Source organism: Cereibacter changlensis JA139 (genome assembly GCF_003034985.1).
Lineage (GTDB): Bacteria > Pseudomonadota > Alphaproteobacteria > Rhodobacterales > Rhodobacteraceae > Cereibacter > Cereibacter changlensis.
In genome coordinates this window covers 18223-34100 of sequence record NZ_PZKG01000018.1, presented here as the reverse complement: position 1 = coordinate 34100, position 15878 = coordinate 18223, and the positions used below count along the sequence as shown (strand labels likewise).

General features: G+C 67.4%; 16 protein-coding genes. 8 read left to right on the top strand and 8 right to left on the bottom strand.

What is annotated here, in order from left to right; genetic code table 11:
- Positions 1 to 23 precede the first annotated feature (23 nt).
- On the bottom strand, positions 24 to 338 hold the full coding sequence (locus C5F48_RS06210) for a DUF1476 domain-containing protein (protein ID WP_107663046.1): 315 nt from the start codon (positions 336 to 338) through the stop codon (positions 24 to 26).
- Between the two features lie 211 nt (positions 339 to 549).
- On the opposite strand from C5F48_RS06210, the gene C5F48_RS06205 reads away from it, so the two are divergent.
- The 5 genes from C5F48_RS06205 (at position 550) to C5F48_RS06185 (ending at position 5718) form a co-directional block, all read left to right on the top strand.
- Complete coding sequence (locus C5F48_RS06205; RefSeq protein ID WP_107663045.1) at positions 550 to 1311, top strand: phosphoribosylaminoimidazolesuccinocarboxamide synthase; 762 nt, start codon at positions 550 to 552, stop codon at positions 1309 to 1311.
- A gap of 11 nt (positions 1312 to 1322) precedes the next feature.
- The gene (purS, locus tag C5F48_RS06200; RefSeq protein WP_107663044.1) at positions 1323 to 1562 is read left to right on the top strand and encodes a phosphoribosylformylglycinamidine synthase subunit PurS; all 240 of its coding nucleotides are present in this window, start codon (positions 1323 to 1325) and stop codon (positions 1560 to 1562) included.
- 340 nt (positions 1563 to 1902) lie between these two features.
- Positions 1903 to 2571, top strand: coding sequence for a phosphoribosylformylglycinamidine synthase subunit PurQ (gene purQ, locus C5F48_RS06195; RefSeq protein WP_107663043.1), 669 nt, complete (start codon positions 1903 to 1905; stop codon positions 2569 to 2571).
- A 47-nt stretch (positions 2572 to 2618) separates the two neighbouring features.
- Positions 2619 to 4382, top strand: a complete 1764-nt coding sequence (locus tag C5F48_RS06190) for a sensor histidine kinase (protein WP_107663042.1) — start codon at positions 2619 to 2621, stop codon at positions 4380 to 4382.
- A 7-nt stretch (positions 4383 to 4389) separates the two neighbouring features.
- The gene (locus C5F48_RS06185; protein WP_107663041.1) at positions 4390 to 5718 is read left to right on the top strand and encodes a sigma-54-dependent transcriptional regulator; all 1329 of its coding nucleotides are present in this window, start codon (positions 4390 to 4392) and stop codon (positions 5716 to 5718) included.
- 28 nt (positions 5719 to 5746) lie between these two features.
- Here C5F48_RS06185 and C5F48_RS06180 read toward each other — a convergent pair whose 3' ends face one another.
- Complete coding sequence (locus C5F48_RS06180) at positions 5747 to 6817, bottom strand: hypothetical protein (protein ID WP_107663040.1); 1071 nt, start codon at positions 6815 to 6817, stop codon at positions 5747 to 5749.
- Positions 6814 to 7452, bottom strand: coding sequence for a hypothetical protein (locus tag C5F48_RS06175; RefSeq protein WP_107663039.1), 639 nt, complete (start codon positions 7450 to 7452; stop codon positions 6814 to 6816). The genes C5F48_RS06180 and C5F48_RS06175 overlap by 4 nt, the downstream gene beginning before the upstream one ends.
- A gap of 560 nt (positions 7453 to 8012) precedes the next feature.
- Here C5F48_RS06175 and C5F48_RS06170 point away from each other — a divergent pair.
- The gene (locus C5F48_RS06170; protein WP_107663038.1) at positions 8013 to 10640 is read left to right on the top strand and encodes an Rne/Rng family ribonuclease; all 2628 of its coding nucleotides are present in this window, start codon (positions 8013 to 8015) and stop codon (positions 10638 to 10640) included.
- A 213-nt stretch (positions 10641 to 10853) separates the two neighbouring features.
- Here the strand turns inward: C5F48_RS06170 and C5F48_RS06165 are convergent, their stop codons facing one another.
- Positions 10854 to 11087 carry a sulfurtransferase TusA family protein gene (locus C5F48_RS06165; RefSeq protein WP_107663037.1) on the bottom strand — a complete coding sequence of 78 codons (234 nt, stop codon included), beginning with the start codon at positions 11085 to 11087 and terminating at the stop codon, positions 10854 to 10856.
- 138 nt (positions 11088 to 11225) lie between these two features.
- Here C5F48_RS06165 and C5F48_RS06160 point away from each other — a divergent pair, with 138 nt between their 5' ends.
- The gene (locus C5F48_RS06160; protein ID WP_107663036.1) at positions 11226 to 11978 is read left to right on the top strand and encodes a cytochrome c biogenesis CcdA family protein; all 753 of its coding nucleotides are present in this window, start codon (positions 11226 to 11228) and stop codon (positions 11976 to 11978) included.
- Positions 11979 to 11983: 5 nt separating this feature from the next.
- Here the strand turns inward: C5F48_RS06160 and C5F48_RS06155 are convergent, their stop codons facing one another.
- Positions 11984 to 12235, bottom strand: coding sequence for a hypothetical protein (locus tag C5F48_RS06155; RefSeq protein WP_107663035.1), 252 nt, complete (start codon positions 12233 to 12235; stop codon positions 11984 to 11986).
- 90 nt (positions 12236 to 12325) lie between these two features.
- On the opposite strand from C5F48_RS06155, the gene C5F48_RS06150 reads away from it, so the two are divergent.
- Entirely contained in the window at positions 12326 to 12913 is a 588-nt protein-coding gene (locus C5F48_RS06150) for a TetR/AcrR family transcriptional regulator (protein ID WP_107663034.1), read from the top strand.
- Between the two features lie 3 nt (positions 12914 to 12916).
- On the opposite strand, the gene C5F48_RS06145 is transcribed toward C5F48_RS06150, so the two are convergent.
- Genes C5F48_RS06145 through C5F48_RS06135 form a run of 3 tightly spaced genes read right to left on the bottom strand, consistent with a single transcriptional unit; the run spans position 12917 to position 15788 of the window.
- Positions 12917 to 13477: a TadE/TadG family type IV pilus assembly protein gene (locus C5F48_RS06145; protein WP_245941420.1), complete on the bottom strand. Its 561-nt coding sequence runs from the start codon at positions 13475 to 13477 to the stop codon at positions 12917 to 12919.
- Positions 13477 to 14019: a TadE/TadG family type IV pilus assembly protein gene (locus C5F48_RS06140; protein ID WP_107663032.1), complete on the bottom strand. Its 543-nt coding sequence runs from the start codon at positions 14017 to 14019 to the stop codon at positions 13477 to 13479. The genes C5F48_RS06145 and C5F48_RS06140 overlap by 1 nt, the downstream gene beginning before the upstream one ends.
- A complete protein-coding gene (locus C5F48_RS06135; protein WP_245941421.1) occupies positions 14016 to 15788 on the bottom strand; it encodes a pilus assembly protein TadG-related protein in 1773 nt (590 codons plus the stop codon). The genes C5F48_RS06140 and C5F48_RS06135 overlap by 4 nt, the downstream gene beginning before the upstream one ends.
- Positions 15789 to 15878: the final 90 nt, after the last annotated feature.

The window sequence follows — 15878 nt, the reverse complement described above, 5'->3', positions numbered from 1 at the left end:
GGATCAGGCTGGGAGCCGTCGGCTCAGTTTTCGCTCATCAGCTGGGCCTTGGCGACCGGCAGCATCTCGGCCAGCTTGGCGCGGATCGCCTCGGCGTCGGCCTTGTCGCCCAGATCGGCGGAGAGCTTGCGCACCACATCCTCCGTCCCCGGCTCGTCGAAATCGGCCTGCACCACGCTCAGCGCATAGGCCTCGGCCTCGGCGCCGGACTTGCCCAGCAGCTCGGCGGCCCAGAGGCCGACCAGCTTGTTGCGCCGGGCCTCGGCGCGGAACTGCATGTCCGCGTCATGCGCGTATTTGCTTTCGAACGCGCGCTCGCGGTCTTCGAATGTGGTCATGGCGGAACCTCCCCTGGATTTGCTTTTCTCCCATATGCCCCCTGACCCGGCGGCTCGCAAGATGGGGCGCGCGCCGGGCTGCGCGGAAAGGCTGCAGGCCGGGGGTCGGGGACGGGGACCGCTTGCGACAGGGGGCGGCTTGGCTTATAGCCCATCACAACTGAGCGGGGCGCTTCTGGCGCGCCTGTTTCGTCGTTCGATCGGAGAGTTCATGGCACGGCGCAAGAAGGTCTACGAAGGCAAGGCCAAGATCCTCTACGAAGGGCCGGAGCCGGGAACGCTGATCCAGTACTTCAAGGACGACGGGCTGGCCGGGGCGACGCCGCCGCAGGCGATGGTCGAGGGCAAGGGCGTGCTGAACAACCGGCTGTCCGAGTTCTTCATGGCCGGGCTGAACGGCATCGGCGTGCCGACGCATTTCATCCGCCGGATCAACATGCGCGAGCAGCTGGTGCGGATGGCGGAGATCCTGCCGCTGGAAGTGGTGGTGCGCAACTATTCCGCCGGCGAGATCGCGACCCGGCTGGGGATCCCGGAGGGGACGGCGCTGCCGCGGCCGATCGTGGAATATTACTTCAAGGACGACAAACTCGGCAATCCGATGGTGGCCGAGGAGCATGTCATCGCCTTCGGCTGGGCCAGCCAGCAGGATCTGGACGACATCGTGGCTCTGGCGCTCAGGGTGAACGATTTCCTGTCGGGCGTGATGATGGGCGTGGGCATCCGGCTCGCCGACTTCCGGCTGGAGGTCGGGCGGATCTGGGAAGGCGACTTCATGCGGCTGATCGTGGCCGACGAGATCTCGCCGGACAGCTGCCGGCTCTGGGACACCCGCGGGCTGGAGGCGCCGGACCGGGAAGGGCTGGCGCGCGAGCCGGGGCCCCTGGCCGACGTCTATACCGAACTTGCCCGGCGTCTGGGGGTGCTGCCCTCGAACGTCACCCATACAACCAAGCCCACGCTGATCAACTGAGAGGTCGTCCGATGAAAGCCCGCGTCCATGTCATGCTGAAGGATGGCGTTCTCGATCCGCAGGGCGAGGCGGTGAAACATGCGCTGGGAACGCTCGGCTTCGCCGGGGTCGAGGGCGTGCGGCAGGGCAAGGTGATCGAGCTCGATCTGGCCGCCGGCGACCGGGCGGCGGCGGAGGCCGAGGTGCGGGCGATGTGCGAGAAGCTGCTCGCAAATACGGTGATCGAGAAGTATTCGGTGGAGATCGTCTGATTTTCACGCGTGAAAATCGGGGTAAGTGATTGGGTTTGTTGTGAGTTTTTGGGCGCGTTAAGGGTTTGTTAGGCGTTGCGCGGGGGTGCGCAATGAATGCGCACCCTACGGGTTTTGCGTGGGGTGGGGTTCCGCCCCACCCCACGGGATGCGGCTGCGGGCTTCCGAAAGCGGGGGGCTGTCTGCCCCCCGACGCCGCCTGCGGCGGCTCCCCCCGAGGATATTTGGACAAGGTGAGGGGAAGCGGCGCGGGGGACGATTTGCGTTGTTTCTTGGGCTGGAGTTGGCTGCGGGATCGCGGTATGAGGCGGCATTCCCCTTGTCCCTTGCGGAGAGCGCCATGAAAGCCGCCGTCATCACCTTTCCCGGGTCCAATTGCGACCGCGATCTGGCCGTGGCCTTCGAGGCGGCGGGCGCCGAGGTGGTGCGGGTCTGGCACAAGGACACCAGCCTGCCGGAGGGCGTCGATGTCGTCGGCATCCCGGGCGGCTTTTCCTTCGGCGATTACCTGCGCTGCGGCGCCATCGCGGCGCGCTCGCCCATTGCATCGGCGGTGGCGGCCCATGCGGCGCGCGGCGGCTTCGTGCTGGGGATCTGCAACGGCTTCCAGGTGCTGACTGAGACCGGTCTGCTGCCGGGGGCGCTGATGCGCAATGCCGGGCTGAAGTTCATCTGCAAGACGGTGGAGCTGGAGGTCGCCACGGCCGACAGCGCCTTCACCGATGGCTGGGCCAAGGGGGCGGTGGTCCGCTTTCCGGTCGCGCATCACGACGGCAATTACACGGTGGATGCCGAAACGCTGGCGCGGCTCCGGGCCGAGGACCGGGTGGCCTTCCGCTACCGGGCCAATCCGAACGGCGCGATGGATGACATCGCCGGTGTCCTGTCGGAGAACCGCCGGGTGCTGGGGCTGATGCCGCATCCCGAGCGGGTGGTCGACCCGGTGCAGGGCGGCAGCGACGGCATGGGGCTGTTCCGCTCGCTGCTGGGCAGGATGGCGCTTGCCTGAGCGTCTGCGGCTTGTTGTGACAGGGCCCTGCGCGTAACTTGCGCCGCATGGATGGGGCGTTCCACAGCGACGAGACGGATGAGGCCGCGCCGGGGATCTCCTGGCGGGTGCGGCTGACCATCACCGCGCTGGTGCTGGTGGCCATTGCCGTCGTGCTGGTGACGAACCGCTGGATGAGCGAGCGTTTCACCGAGACCACGCGCAACCGTTCCGAAGTCAGGCTCGCGCTCTATTCGGGCAACATGCTCAGCGAATTGCAGCGCACCTCGGTGGTGCCCCTGCTGCTGGCGCGCGACCCGGCGCTGATCGGCGCGCTGGGGTCGGGCGATTTCTCGGCCACCTCGCAGCGGCTGATCTCGTTCCAGACCGAGATCGGCGCGGCCTCGATCCTGCTGCTCGACAAGGACGGGCGGACGGTGGGGGCGACCAACCGCAACCTCCTTGGCACCTCGCACCGCGCCGCGCCCTATTTCGTCGATGCGCAGCGCACCAAGGAGACGGTCTTCACCTCGGCGCAGCGCGAGGAGGGGATGTTCGATTTCACCTATTCCCGCGCGGTGCTGTCCGACAACCGGGTGATCGGGGTGATCGTCGTCGCGGTTGATCTGATGAAATACGAGCGCGCCTGGGCCGGGCTGCAGGACGCCGTGCTGGTGACAGACAGTCAGGGCGTGGTGATCCTCGCCACCGAGCCGCGCTGGCGCGGGCTGACCATCGACGAGGCGCTGGCGGTGCGCGATGCGCCCTCGGCGATCCGCCGGGCGCTGCAGGTGACCGCGGACTGGGCGCAGAACCCGCCCGACGCCTATCTCAAGGGCGAGGCGGTGATGAAGACCGAGGCGCGGGTGCCGTTCCGCGGCTGGCGCATCGTCACCTTCACCGCCTATGATTCCGTGCGCGAACGGGTGAACGGCATCCTCGCGCTGGAGATCATGGGCTTCGCCATCCTGCTGGCGCTGGCCTTCTACCTGCTGTCGCGGCGGGCCTGGTCGCAGAGCATGTCGTTCCAGCGGGAATCGGCGGAACTCCGCCTCCTGAACGCCCGGTTGCAGCGGGAAGTCGCCGAGCGCGAGAAGGTGCAGAAGGACCTGGCGGTGGCCGAGCTGACGCTGGCGCAATCGTCGAAGCTGGCGGCGCTGGGCGAGATGTCGGCGGCGGTGAGCCACGAGCTGAACCAGCCGCTGGCGGCGATGAAGACCTATCTCGCCGGTGCGCGGCTCTTGTTGCAGCGGCGGCGGCCGGACGAGGCGCTGAGCTCGTTCCAGCGGATCGACGACCTGATCGAGCGGATGGGGGCCATCACCCGACAGTTGAAAAGCTATGCCCGCAAAGGCGGTGACGCCTTCGAGCCGGTGGATGTTCGGCTCTGCGTCTCCTCGGCGCTGTCGATGATGGAGCCGCAACTGAAGGTCCGGGTGGTGCGCATCACCCGCACCCTGCCGCGCCAGCCGGTGATGGTGATGGCCGACCGGCTGCGGCTGGAGCAGGTGATCATCAACCTGCTGCGCAATGCGCTCGATGCAACCAAGACGGTAGCCGCCCCGCAGATCGATCTGCTTCTGTCTGCGGGCGAGACCGCGACGCTGACCGTGCGCGACAATGGCCAGGGGATCACCGATCTCGACAACCTGTTCGAGCCTTTCTACACCACGAAGAAGCCCGGCGAGGGGGTGGGGCTTGGCCTCGCGATCTCGTCAGGCATCGTGACTGATCTCGGAGGCCGGCTGACCGCGCGCAATGCGGAAGGCGGCGGGGCTGTATTCGAGGTTCAGCTGCCCATATTGGGCAAGGAAGTGGCAGCAGCCGAGTGAGGATTCTATGGCCCGTGCGATGAAGGTGGCGATCGTTGATGACGAAGCCGACATGCGGCAGTCGATCAGCCAGTGGCTGGCTTTGTCCGGTTTCGACACCGAGACCTATGCGAGTGCGGAAGAGGCCCTGAAGGGGATCGGCGCGGAATTTCCCGGCGTCGTGGTGAGCGATATCAAGATGCCGGGGATGGACGGGATGTCCTTCCTGAAGCGGCTGATGAGCATGGATTCCGGGCTGCCGGTGATCCTGATCACCGGCCATGGCGATGTGCCGATGGCGGTCGAGGCGATGCGCGTCGGGGCCTATGACTTTCTGGAGAAGCCGTTCAACCCCGACCGGATGACCGAGCTCGCCAAGCGCGCGACGCAGCTGCGCCGGCTGACGCTGGACAACCGGGCGCTCAGGCGCGAGCTGTCGGATGGCACGGTGCTGATGAAGAAGCTGATCGGGTCGTCCCCGGTGATGGAGCGGCTGCGCGAGGATATCCTCGACCTCGGCCAGGCCGACAGCCATGTGCTGATCGACGGCGAGACCGGGACCGGCAAGACGCTGGTGGCCCATGCGCTGCATGCCGTGGGGGCGCGGGCGGGGCGCAAGTTCGTCACGATTTCGTGTGCGGCCTGGGGCGAGGACCAGCTGTCGGCCAAGCTGTTCGGCCCGTCGGAGGAGGGCACGCTGCCTCTGGTCGAGGAGGCGCGGGGCGGGACGCTCTGCCTCGAGGACATCGAGGCGCTGAGCCATCCGCTGCAGTCGCGGCTCTTGACGCTGATCAACGAGCAGGGCACGCCGCCCGAGACGCGGATCATCGCGATCTGCAACGAGCACGCGCCGGATACGACGCTGGAGAACGTGCTGCGCTCGGATCTCTATTACCGGCTCGGGGCCATGACCATCGTGCTGCCGCCGCTCAGGACGCGGGGCGAGGATATCCTGACGCTCTTCACCCGGATGTCGGAGCAGTTCGCCGAGGAATACGGCTGCGAGGCGCCGCAGGTGACGGCGCAGGAGGCGGCGCAGCTGTTGCAGGCGCCCTGGCCGGGCAATGTGCGCCAGCTGGTTAACATCGCCGAACGCGCCGTGCTGCAGAACCGGCGGGGGTCGGGCTCGATCGCCTCCTTGCTGATGGCCGACAACGAGGCCTCGGGTCCGGCGCTGACCACCGAGGGCAAGCCGTTGAAGGATTATGTGGAAGCCTTCGAGCGGATGCTGATCGACAACACGATGCGCCGCCACAAGGGCAGCATCGTCGGCGTCATGGAAGAGCTGTGCCTGCCGCGCCGGACGCTGAACGAGAAGATGGCGAAATACGGGTTGAGCCGGGGCGATTACGTCTGAGGCGGCTGGAGGGGGCCGCTGCCCCCTCTCAACTCACCATCATCAGCGACATCAGCTTTCCGGCGGCTCTGGCGGGGCGCGTGTTGCTGACGAGCGGGGTCTGCATCTGTGCGATGCAGGCATCCGCCATCTCGCCGATATAGGCGCGCAGCTCTGCCGGGGCATGCTCGCGCGCCTGGTTGATCAGGGCTGTCACGGTGTCCTGCGTGAAGGCGCTTTCCCGAAAGCCGGTCGCCCTTGCGCGATGGAGCAGGCCGCTCAGCGGGCCGCCCATCGTGGGAGACGGCTTGCCGATCACCTTGTAGGGCTCGACAGGCCCGAGCCTGCCCAGAACGGCGAGACGGTTGGAGATCCGCGTTGCGTCCAGCGCTTTCTTCTCCTCGTCGAAGGGCAGGGCCGCGAGATCCGGGCTGATGTGGATGAGGAGGTCGGCGATCATCGACTCCGCCGGTTTCGCGGGTTTGCCCTGCGCGTCGAACCGCTGGTGAGCGGCGCCGACCAGCCGGCGGTCGAGGAGCGGTCGAAGAGCGTAGATCGTCGCGTTGGTCATGCGGCTGCCGTGCAACGCGTTGCGATACCCGAGATAATGCCATTCACTGCCATCAGGAGCGTCCGGGTCAATGGAGAGGGCCTCGAGCCCCGATCTGAGGGCGGCGCGGAGGAAGGGCTGCACGACCGGCGTTGTATCGCGGGCGATGGCGCTCACCCTCCGCCAGTTGTAGTTGCCCTTCAGCGTTTCCGCCCCGTGCCCGCCCGCCAGGAAAAAGGCCTCGTCGCCGATCCGGCTGTTGGCGGCGTAGAGCGCGTCGTAGATACCCCCGCTCGCCGCGTACCAGAGCGGCGCCAGAGGGATGCGCACCGAGGGTTTCTCGCCATCCCAGGGAGGGGCGTTGAGCACGAGACCGGTGGCGTCCGCAATCTGCTTCGCGATCTTCATATCCTCGACGGCTGTTTGAGAGGATTGGATATGGATGCGGTCCAGATTTTCGCTGCCTGCCAAGGCTGCGGCGAGCACCAGACGACTGTCCTGCCCGCCGGACAGATCGAAACGTATCGCCGGCACTTCGACGCTCAGCAGGCCCGCCAGAAGCCCGGTCATCGATGCGGCCGCGTCTCGCAGCGCCTCTTCATAGCTGGCGCCCCGCCATGGCTCGCCGAGCAGACAATCCGCTCGTCCCGCCATGAGACATCCAGCCGGCCGCCGGGCAGGTTGTAGGTGATGTCGTTTATGAAGGTTTGCGTGTTCAACAACTGATCGCCGACCACCCAGACGCTGGTTCGCGCCATGAAGAGCGGTTCATTCAGACTATTTGGGAGGCCGAGCGCGCGTCGGACTTCCGTCAGCCCGAGCAGGCTGTCGGAACAGGCGAAGAAATCGTTTCCGGCGGTGTAGAGGATCGGCAACTGACCGAAGACATCGCCGCGGAGGCTGATCCCGCAGGGCGCGCGCTGTGTGAGCGAGGCGCTGAAGAAGCAGCCTTCGAGATCGTCGGCGCCGAGCTGGTCGGGTTGCGGGTCGAACCATATCTCCCGCCGCTCGTGGTTGATCGCGTAGCCTAGAAACACCGAGCCGTCCGGCCGGATCGACGGGCGCGGACCGCGGCTGAGGAAGGTGAGTGTGTAGCCTCTTCCAAGGGGGAAAGTGCAGGTTTCGTCGGCGGAGAAGGTGGAAAGGAAAGGCGAGAGCGCGGTCTGAAGATGAGGCGCCGCGATGAGATAGACATAATTCGACATGACAGTGCCGCGCGAAATGCGCGTCCTTTACTCGTTATCGGAACAGCTACAAGCAACGGGTCGGCCGCGAGTCCCTAGCATCGAACGGCGCGGAGGCGATACCCGGTGCGACGGATGGCCACTCTCCCGCTTCCCGCCCGGGTTGCATGGCGGGCAGAAAATAGACCATTGTCTTTTGCCCACCCGTGCCGCTAATGTCGCAGTACGCGGATATTTCGTCCTTCGGACATGGTCCCGCGCCTCAGTTTCGCTGCCGTGCGCGCAGACCGGGCGATCAGCCCGAAAGCGTCGCCTCGTGCAGATCGTCAGGCCGAAAGGCCTCCAGTTTGCCCGCCAAGTCATTGACGCGACGGGCTTTTCAGATGGATGCCACAAGGCGTCCGGGATAGAACCGCGATGAGCCGCGCAACACTGACGGGAAGACGCGCGAGGTGCCTCACAGGCGCCGCGCCGCTTTGCCCGCCGCGCAGCCCCGCCCGAACAAGCCGCCACGTTCACTTGGACCGACCCGCCGGAGCTTGCTCCGGCCCGGTGCGATTGTCCGGGCGCCATGGATTCAAATGGTCAAGAAAATGCTTATCGATGCCACCCACTCCGAGGAAACTCGGGTCGTGGTGGTCGACGGAAACAAGGTCGAGGAATTCGACTTCGAGACCGTCAACAAGCGGCAGATCGCCGGCAACATCTATCTCGCCAAGGTAACGAGGGTCGAGCCCTCGCTGCAGGCGGCCTTCGTCGATTACGGCGGCAACCGGCACGGCTTCCTCGCCTTCGCCGAGATCCACCCCGACTATTACCAGATCCCGGTTGCCGACCGTAAGGCGCTGCTCGAGGAAGAGCGCGCCTACAACCGCGACGAGGAAGAGGAAGAGAGCCGTCCGCGCCGCAAGCCGCGTCAGGCCCGCGCCGAGGCGGTGCAGAGCGGTGACGCGGTGCAGACCGGGGCGATGGATGTCGTCGACCTGGGCGAAGAGACCGGCGCCGATGCGCTGTTCCAGTCTCAGCGCAACGAGGCGCCGCAGCCCGAGGCGGAAGAGGCCGAGAAGCCCTATCGCGCGATGGATCACGCCTCGGACACCGATGACGAGATCGAATCCGTCGCCGAAGAGGATGTGGCCGAAGAGATCCGCGCCCCGCGCAAGCCGCGCGCCCGGCGCTACAAGATCCAGGAAGTCGTCAAGGTCCGGCAGATCATGCTGGTGCAGGTGGTGAAGGAAGAGCGTGGCAACAAGGGCGCCGCCCTGACCACCTATCTGAGCCTTGCTGGCCGCTATTGCGTGCTGATGCCGAACACGGCGCGGGGCGGCGGGATTTCCCGCAAGATCACCCAGGCCGCCGACCGCAAGAAGCTGAAGGAAATCGCCTCGGAGATCGAAGTGCCGGAAGGCGCGGGGCTGATCATCCGCACGGCGGGCGCCAAGCGCACGAAGCCGGAGATCCGGCGCGACTACGAATACCTGATGCGGCTCTGGGAGCAGGTGCGCGAGCTCACGCTCAAATCCATCGCCCCGGCACCGATCTACGAGGAAGGCGACCTCATCAAGCGGTCGATCCGCGATCTCTACAACCGCGAGATCGAGGAGGTTCTGGTCGAGGGCGAGGCGGGCTATCGCACCGCCAAGGACTTCATGCGGATGATCATGCCGGCGCATGCGCGGCAGGTGATGCGCTATGACGAGCCGATGCCGCTCTTCGCGCGCTACCAGGTGGAAAGCTATCTCGGCGGCATGTTCAACCCGACGGTGCAGCTGAAATCCGGCGGTTACATCGTGATCGGCGTCACCGAGGCGCTGGTGGCGATCGACGTGAACTCCGGCCGGGCGACCAAGGAAGGCTCCATCGAGGAGACCGCGCTGAAGACCAACCTGGAGGCCGCCGAAGAGGTGGCGCGCCAGCTGCGTCTGCGCGACCTCGCCGGGCTGATCGTCATCGACTTCATCGACATGGAAGAGCGCAAGAACAACGCCGCCGTCGAGAAGCGCCTGAAGGACAAGCTGAAGACCGACCGCGCGCGCATCCAGGTCGGCCGCATCTCGGGCTTCGGTCTGATGGAGATGAGCCGCCAGCGGCTGCGGCCGGGGATGCTGGAATCGACGACCCAGCCCTGTTCGCATTGCCATGGCACCGGGCTGATCCGCTCGGACGACTCGCTGGCCCTGCAAGTACTGCGGGCGCTGGAGGAAGAGGGCACGCGGAAACGCTCGCTGGAGGTGCTGCTGCGCGCCCCGGTGGCGGTGGTGAACTTCCTCGTCAACCAGAAGCGCGAGCATATCGCGCTGATCGAGGCGCGTTACGGCATGGCGGTGCGGATCGAGGCCGATCCGACGCTGGTCAGCCCGGATTACGTGATCGAGAAGTTCAAGACCGCGACGCGGGTCGTGCCGAAGGCGGGCTCGGTCATCTCGGGCAATGCCGATCTGATGGGCGCGCCGGTGGACGAAGAAGAGGATGACTACGTCGAGGAGATCGACGAGGTCGAAGAGGCCGAGGACGTGGCGGAAGCCGCGCCGGCCGCCGTCGCCGCCGTGGCCGAGGCTGCGGGCGAGGGTTCGCCGAAGAAGAAGCGCCGGCGTCGCCGCCGTCGCCGCAACGGCGCCGGGCCGAATGGCGAAGCGACGGGCGCCGAGGGCGATGACGAGGCCGATGGCGACGACAGCGACGAGGCGGAGACCGATGCGGTTGCCGCCGAGGCTGCCGAGCTGCCGATGATCGAGGCCGTGGCTCTGGCCGAGGTCGCGGTGGAGCCGGCGCCGGTTGCGTCGGAGGCCGAGCCCGCCGCCGAACCGGAGGCGCCGAAGAAGCGCACCCGCAGCCGGACCCGCAAGGTCGCGGAGCCGGTGGCCGAAGCTGCCCCCGAGGCCGCGCCTGTGGCGGAAGAGGCCCCGGTGAAGCCGAAGCCGAAGCGCACCCGCAAGCCGAAGGCGGCCGCGGTGGAGCCGCAGATGGCCGACCTGCCGGTCTCGGAGCCGACGGCGGTGGAAACACCGGCCGCCGAGCCGGAAGCGGAGGCGGTCGCCGCGCCCGCAGCGGCGCCTGCGCCGGAACCGGTCGCCGCACCCGCGCCGGAACCGGTCGCTGCTCCGGCAGAACCGGCGGCGGAGCCCGTGGCCGAAGCCGCCCCGGCGGAAGCCGCTGCCGAGGACGCGCCGAAGCCCAAGCGCAAGGGCTGGTGGTCGATCGGCCGCTGAGCCGTCCGACCGAGACCGATGCGGAAAAGCCCGGCCAACTGGCCGGGCTTTTTCATGTGGAGGGGCAGGGGGGCGCGGGGTGACTGCGTTGGGTTGGTCCCGTCGGAACAGCCGCGTCGGGTCAGTCCCGCCGGAGCAACCGTGTCGAAGCAGCCGATCAACCCACTTGGGTCAGCCGTCCCGGCTCCGCCCCGTCGTTTCCGTGCTGCCGGATCAGCCCCGCCGGATCAGGTAACGCGTGACCGCGCCGTCGCGCTCGGCGCCGAGGAAGGCGTGGCCGGCTTCGGCGCAGAAATGCGGCAGGTCGATCGCGGCCATCGGGTCGGTCGCCGTCACCCGCAGCACCGCGCCGGGCGCGAGGCCCGCCAGCCGCTTGCGGGCGCGCAGGACCGGCAGGGGGCAGAGCAGCCCCTCGCAGTCCAGATCCTCGTCATATGCCTGTGCCATGACGCGCGGCCTAGCGAAGCGCCGCCTCCTTGTCCAGCAGGCCGGGATGTCCCGGTGTCGCGGCACGTCAATGTGACAGCCAAACCCCGTGACGCGGCTGGGAGATTTGGCTAGGACGGTCGGGAAGGGGATGCTGAGATGTTCGGACTGGATCTTATCGACGCCGGGCTGCTGCCGGCGATGCTGATCGCGCTGGTGGCGGGGGTGCTGTCGTTCCTCAGCCCCTGCGTGCTGCCGATCGTGCCGCCCTATCTGGCCTATATGGGCGGGATCAGCATGGGCGAGCTGTCGGGCAGCACGGCCGAGCGGCGCAGCCCGCTGCTGGCGGCGCTGTTCTTCGTGCTGGGGCTGTCGACGGTCTTCCTGTTCCTCGGCTTCACCGCCTCGGCCTTCGGGGCCTTCTTCCTGTCGAACGCCGACCTGTTCAGCATGCTGGCCGGGGTGATCGTCATGGTGTTCGGCGCGCATTTCGTCGGAGTCTACCGCATCCCCTTCCTCGACCGCGAGGTGCGGATCGACGCCGGCGACCGCGGCGGCTCGGCCTTCGGCGCCTATATCCTCGGCCTCGCCTTCGCCTTCGGCTGGACGCCCTGCATCGGCCCGCAACTGGGGGCGATCCTGTCGCTTGCCGCCTCGGAGGCGAGCATCGCCCGTGGCACCACGCTGCTCGCGGTCTATGCGCTGGGGCTCGGCATTCCCTTCCTGCTGGTCGCCGCCTTCTTCCCGCGGCTGACCGGGGTGATGGGCTGGATGAAGCGGCACATGGAGCGGATCGAGCGGATCATGGGCCTGCTGCTCTGGACCATCGGGCTTCTGATGCTGACGGGGGGCTTCTCCAGCTTCTCCTACTGGCTGCTGGAGACCTTCCCGGCGCTCGCCGCGCTGGGGTGAGCGGGTCAGCCGCCGCTTGGCAGCGGGGTGGCCTGCAGCGCCTTGGCGCGCGCGCGCAGCGCCGCCGCCCGCGCCTCGACGCTGCCGGTGACCTCGGGGCCGATGCGCGGCGTCCCGGCCTCGGCCACCAGCTGATCCAGCGGCAGCAGGGGCGGCGCGGCATCCGGCCCGCGCAGGGTCTGCGCCGGGTCGGAGCCGGGAAGCGGGGCGCAGGCGGCGAGGCCGGCGAGCAGGGAGAGGCGGAGGATCAGTTGCATGGCGCGACACTATCCGCGCGGGGGGCGCGGCGGCAAGGGGAAGACGCAGCGGCGCTTGATCTGAACGCACGTTCAGATAATCTGCGGCCCATGGCGCGCAAGACCGGCTCTCATTCCGACATCACCGGCCCGCGGGTCCGCGCCGCGGCGCAGCGGCTGATCGCGCGGCACGGCTATGCCGCGGTCTCGATGCGGCAGATCGCGGCGGAGGTGGGGGTTCAGGCCGGGGCGCTCTATCTCTACACGCCCGACAAGCAGACGCTGCTCTACGACCTGATGCGGCTGCACATGGACGAGCTGCTGTCGGCGCTTGCGCTCTTGCCCGAACCCGCCGACCCGCGCGAGGCGTTGCAGCAGTTCGCCCGCTTCCACATCCGCTTCCATCTCGACCGGCCGGAGGCGGTGTTCATCGCCTATATGGAGCTGCGCAACCTCGAGCCCGAAAATTTCGCCGCCATCGAGGCGCTGCGCCGCCGCTACGAGGACCGGCTGGAGACGATCCTGCGCCTGGGCGCGGCGGAGGGCTGCTTCGTGCTGCCGGACGCCAAGCTGGCGACGCTGGCGCTGATCGCCATGCTGACCGGCGTCACCGGCTGGTTCCGCCCCGACGGCCGGCTCAGCGGCGCCGAGGTGGAGGCGATCTATGCCGACATGGCGCTGAAGGCGGTGAGCGCCTGAGGGTCAGCCGTCGTATTCCAGCTTGGGCATGAAGCGCGGGGCGGTGACGGTGAAATTCTCGAAGGTCTGGCTGGGGAGGCCGACCGAGAAGCTCGGGACATAATTGAGCCAGGTTTCGACCACGATCACGTAATCGCCTTCCGGCAGATCGGGCAGTTGGCCGGCGTGGTCGGCGATGCTGACATCGGTCTGAAGCGGCCTGCCGCCGGAGGTATAGGACCAATGCACATCATAGGCCTCGTCCTCCACGTCGTAGGAGACGCTGCTGACCCGCAGGGCGCTGACCCCGTTGCCGGCCAGCAGCCAGTCGAACAGGTCATGCGCCTCGCCGAGGAACTGGGCGTCGACCTCCTCGCGCTGGCGCGACAGCAGGTCGGCGATGGTATAGGTCGCCTTGGCGGCGTTCGACTGCACGTTGTAGGCGTCGAAGAACACCGAGGTCGCGACATAGCCCCAGAGCAGGACCGGCAGCATGATGACCAGCTCGACCGTCAGGCTGGCCTCGGTCTCGCGCAGGAAGCGGCGCAACAGTTGGGGTAGGCGCATCAGTTGGGGTAGGCGCATCAGTTCGCCCTCGGCTCGTTGACGAAGGCGCTCTGGGTCATCAGCCGGAAGCCGTTGGGCGAGGCCTCTTCCATCGCCTTGCCGAGGCCCACGGTGGGGAACCACGGGTCGAGCAGGGCGCAGACCCGCATCAGCATGATGTCGTTCGGCCCGCCCGCGTTCAGCGCCTTCAGCTCCTGCACCTCGGCGTCGCGGTCGACGCATTGCGCCGCCGCTTCCGGCAGGGCCCAGTCGCCCACCGTGCTGATCGGGGCCAGCTCCAGCGCAATGCTGGTCATGCAGTCGGGCACATAGGTCGCCTGACCGCAGATCGCCTGTTTCAGCACGTCATGGTCGGGATCCTCGAACTGCCCCAGCCGCAAGCCGCGCACGGTGATGTCGAGCGCGCGTTCCAGCATGACCTTGCGGGTCAGCAGCAGGCCGGATTCGAAGGAGGACAGCAGGAAGACCATCATCACCGGGAAGATCAGCACGAATTCGACGGTGACGGCGCCCTCCTCGCGCCGCAGCAGGCCGGCGAGGCGGCGGAGTGGCCCGGTCATTGCGTCAGCCTCAGCTGGCTGATGTGACTGGCGATGGAGCGGAAGGCGGTGCGGATCTCCAGCCCGCGGACGTCGAAGTAGTGGCCGCTGGTGGTGGCGCAGTATTTCAGCAGCGACTGTCCGGTGCTCGGGGCCTCGAAGGCGACCGAGAAGACCGTGATGCCGCGGCCGCGGGCGGCGTCGCAGACCGACTTGGTCCGGGTGTTCTTTTCCGACGGTCCCAGCTTGCTGACCCAGCTGTTGTATTTGCCGGAGATGCCGGCGGCGGAGTAGAGGCTGCTCGCCACCCAGCCGACGCGCGCCCTGTGCCAGAGCTCGGGGTAGGTCAGCCTTGTCGCGGTGCTGGAATAGTTGCTGCTGCTGCACTGCTGCTTTTCTTCCCAGGACCGACAGCTCCCCCAGTAACTCCAGCTGGTGCACACCGACTGGGTCGTGCAGCTTGTGTTGCCTGCCGTCTTGTCGGGTTCCGTGTTGGTCTTGGTGCCGGTGCGGCTCCAGTAGTATTTCCCGTCGGACAGCAGGAGCGACCAGTTCCTTGTCGTGTCCGTATCCGACCCGCTGAGCCAGAGGTCGGATGGACCGGTCTTCACCGCATTCGCCAGACGCGGCTCGTCGTTCACGTGCTCGCCGTCGGTCATCAGCACGATGACCTTCATCGTGTTCGCCTCGTCATAGGCGAAGGGCCGCCCGCTGAAGGCCCCGCTCACCTTGCCGTTGGCCACGAGGGCCGAGACCGAGGGCTGGGTCGAAGGGTCGAGCAGGGTGACGCCCCATTTCATGCCGATGTCGATGGCGGTCGATCCGTCGGGGCGCAGGGCGTCGATGGCGGCTTTCAACGCTTCCGGATCGTCCGAGAAGGCGGTGACGCGCGGATCTGCACTCCCGTCCGGTTCCGGGCACCAGTAGAAGGTCGGCGTCATCGGGTCACGGGTGCTCGCGAAAGGCTCGCTGTTGCCGGAGCCGACGAGGGCCGTGCTGTTGGCCAAGGTGGTGACGCTGTAATCGCTGGCGGGGAAGTCGACGCAGTAGGAGTAGCTCTGGCCGTATTGCGCGTTCGGATAGGTGTTCCACAGGTCCTGACCGATATTGACCTGCCCGGTATAGGGCACGATGGAGATCGAGATGACAGGGGCGCCTTCGGCCCCGGTATTCGCGCCCTTGAGCACGATGTCGACGAAATCCCTCGCCGCGGTGCGCAGGTTGCCGATGCGGCCGTTGTCGTTCATCGAGTTCGAGATGTCGAGCACCAGCGAGACCTCGACATTGGTCACCTTCTCCTCGGCGGCGCTCAGCGCCGTGGCGTTCAGGCTGTCGACGCCCGACATCTGCATGAAGAAGGAGGGGATCAGCGCCTCGGCGGTGGCGGTGACGCCGCGCGCGTTCAGCGTGTTGTCGGTCACCGTGGTGCCGGTCAGGTATTCCGCCATCCCCGCCTTGGTCACGTAATCCGTCACCACCGCATCGGGCTCTTTGGTCTGGCTGAGGTTCGCCGCCGCCAAGACCGCCCGGTCGAGCGTGCCCTGCATGCGCGAGCGGGTGCTCTCGTGGCGCATCACGTCCACCGCGATGCCGCCGATCATCAGCATCAGCGTCAGGAAGAAGATCGACAGCACGATGATCGAGCCATCTTCGGCCTTGGCGAAGGCGGGGGCCCTGGCGAAGGCGGGGGCCCTGGCGAATGCGGCGGCCCGGCGGAGCGCGGCGATGCGCCCGACATCGCGGGCCGGAGGGGAAAGGCTGTCGCGCATCGTGGCAGGGTCCTCGCTCATGCGCCCCCGACTCGGTCTGCGCCGCAGGCGGGCCGGACCGGGAGCAGCGGCATTTACCCCGTTCTCTGGGGCGGAAATATGGCGCAAGAT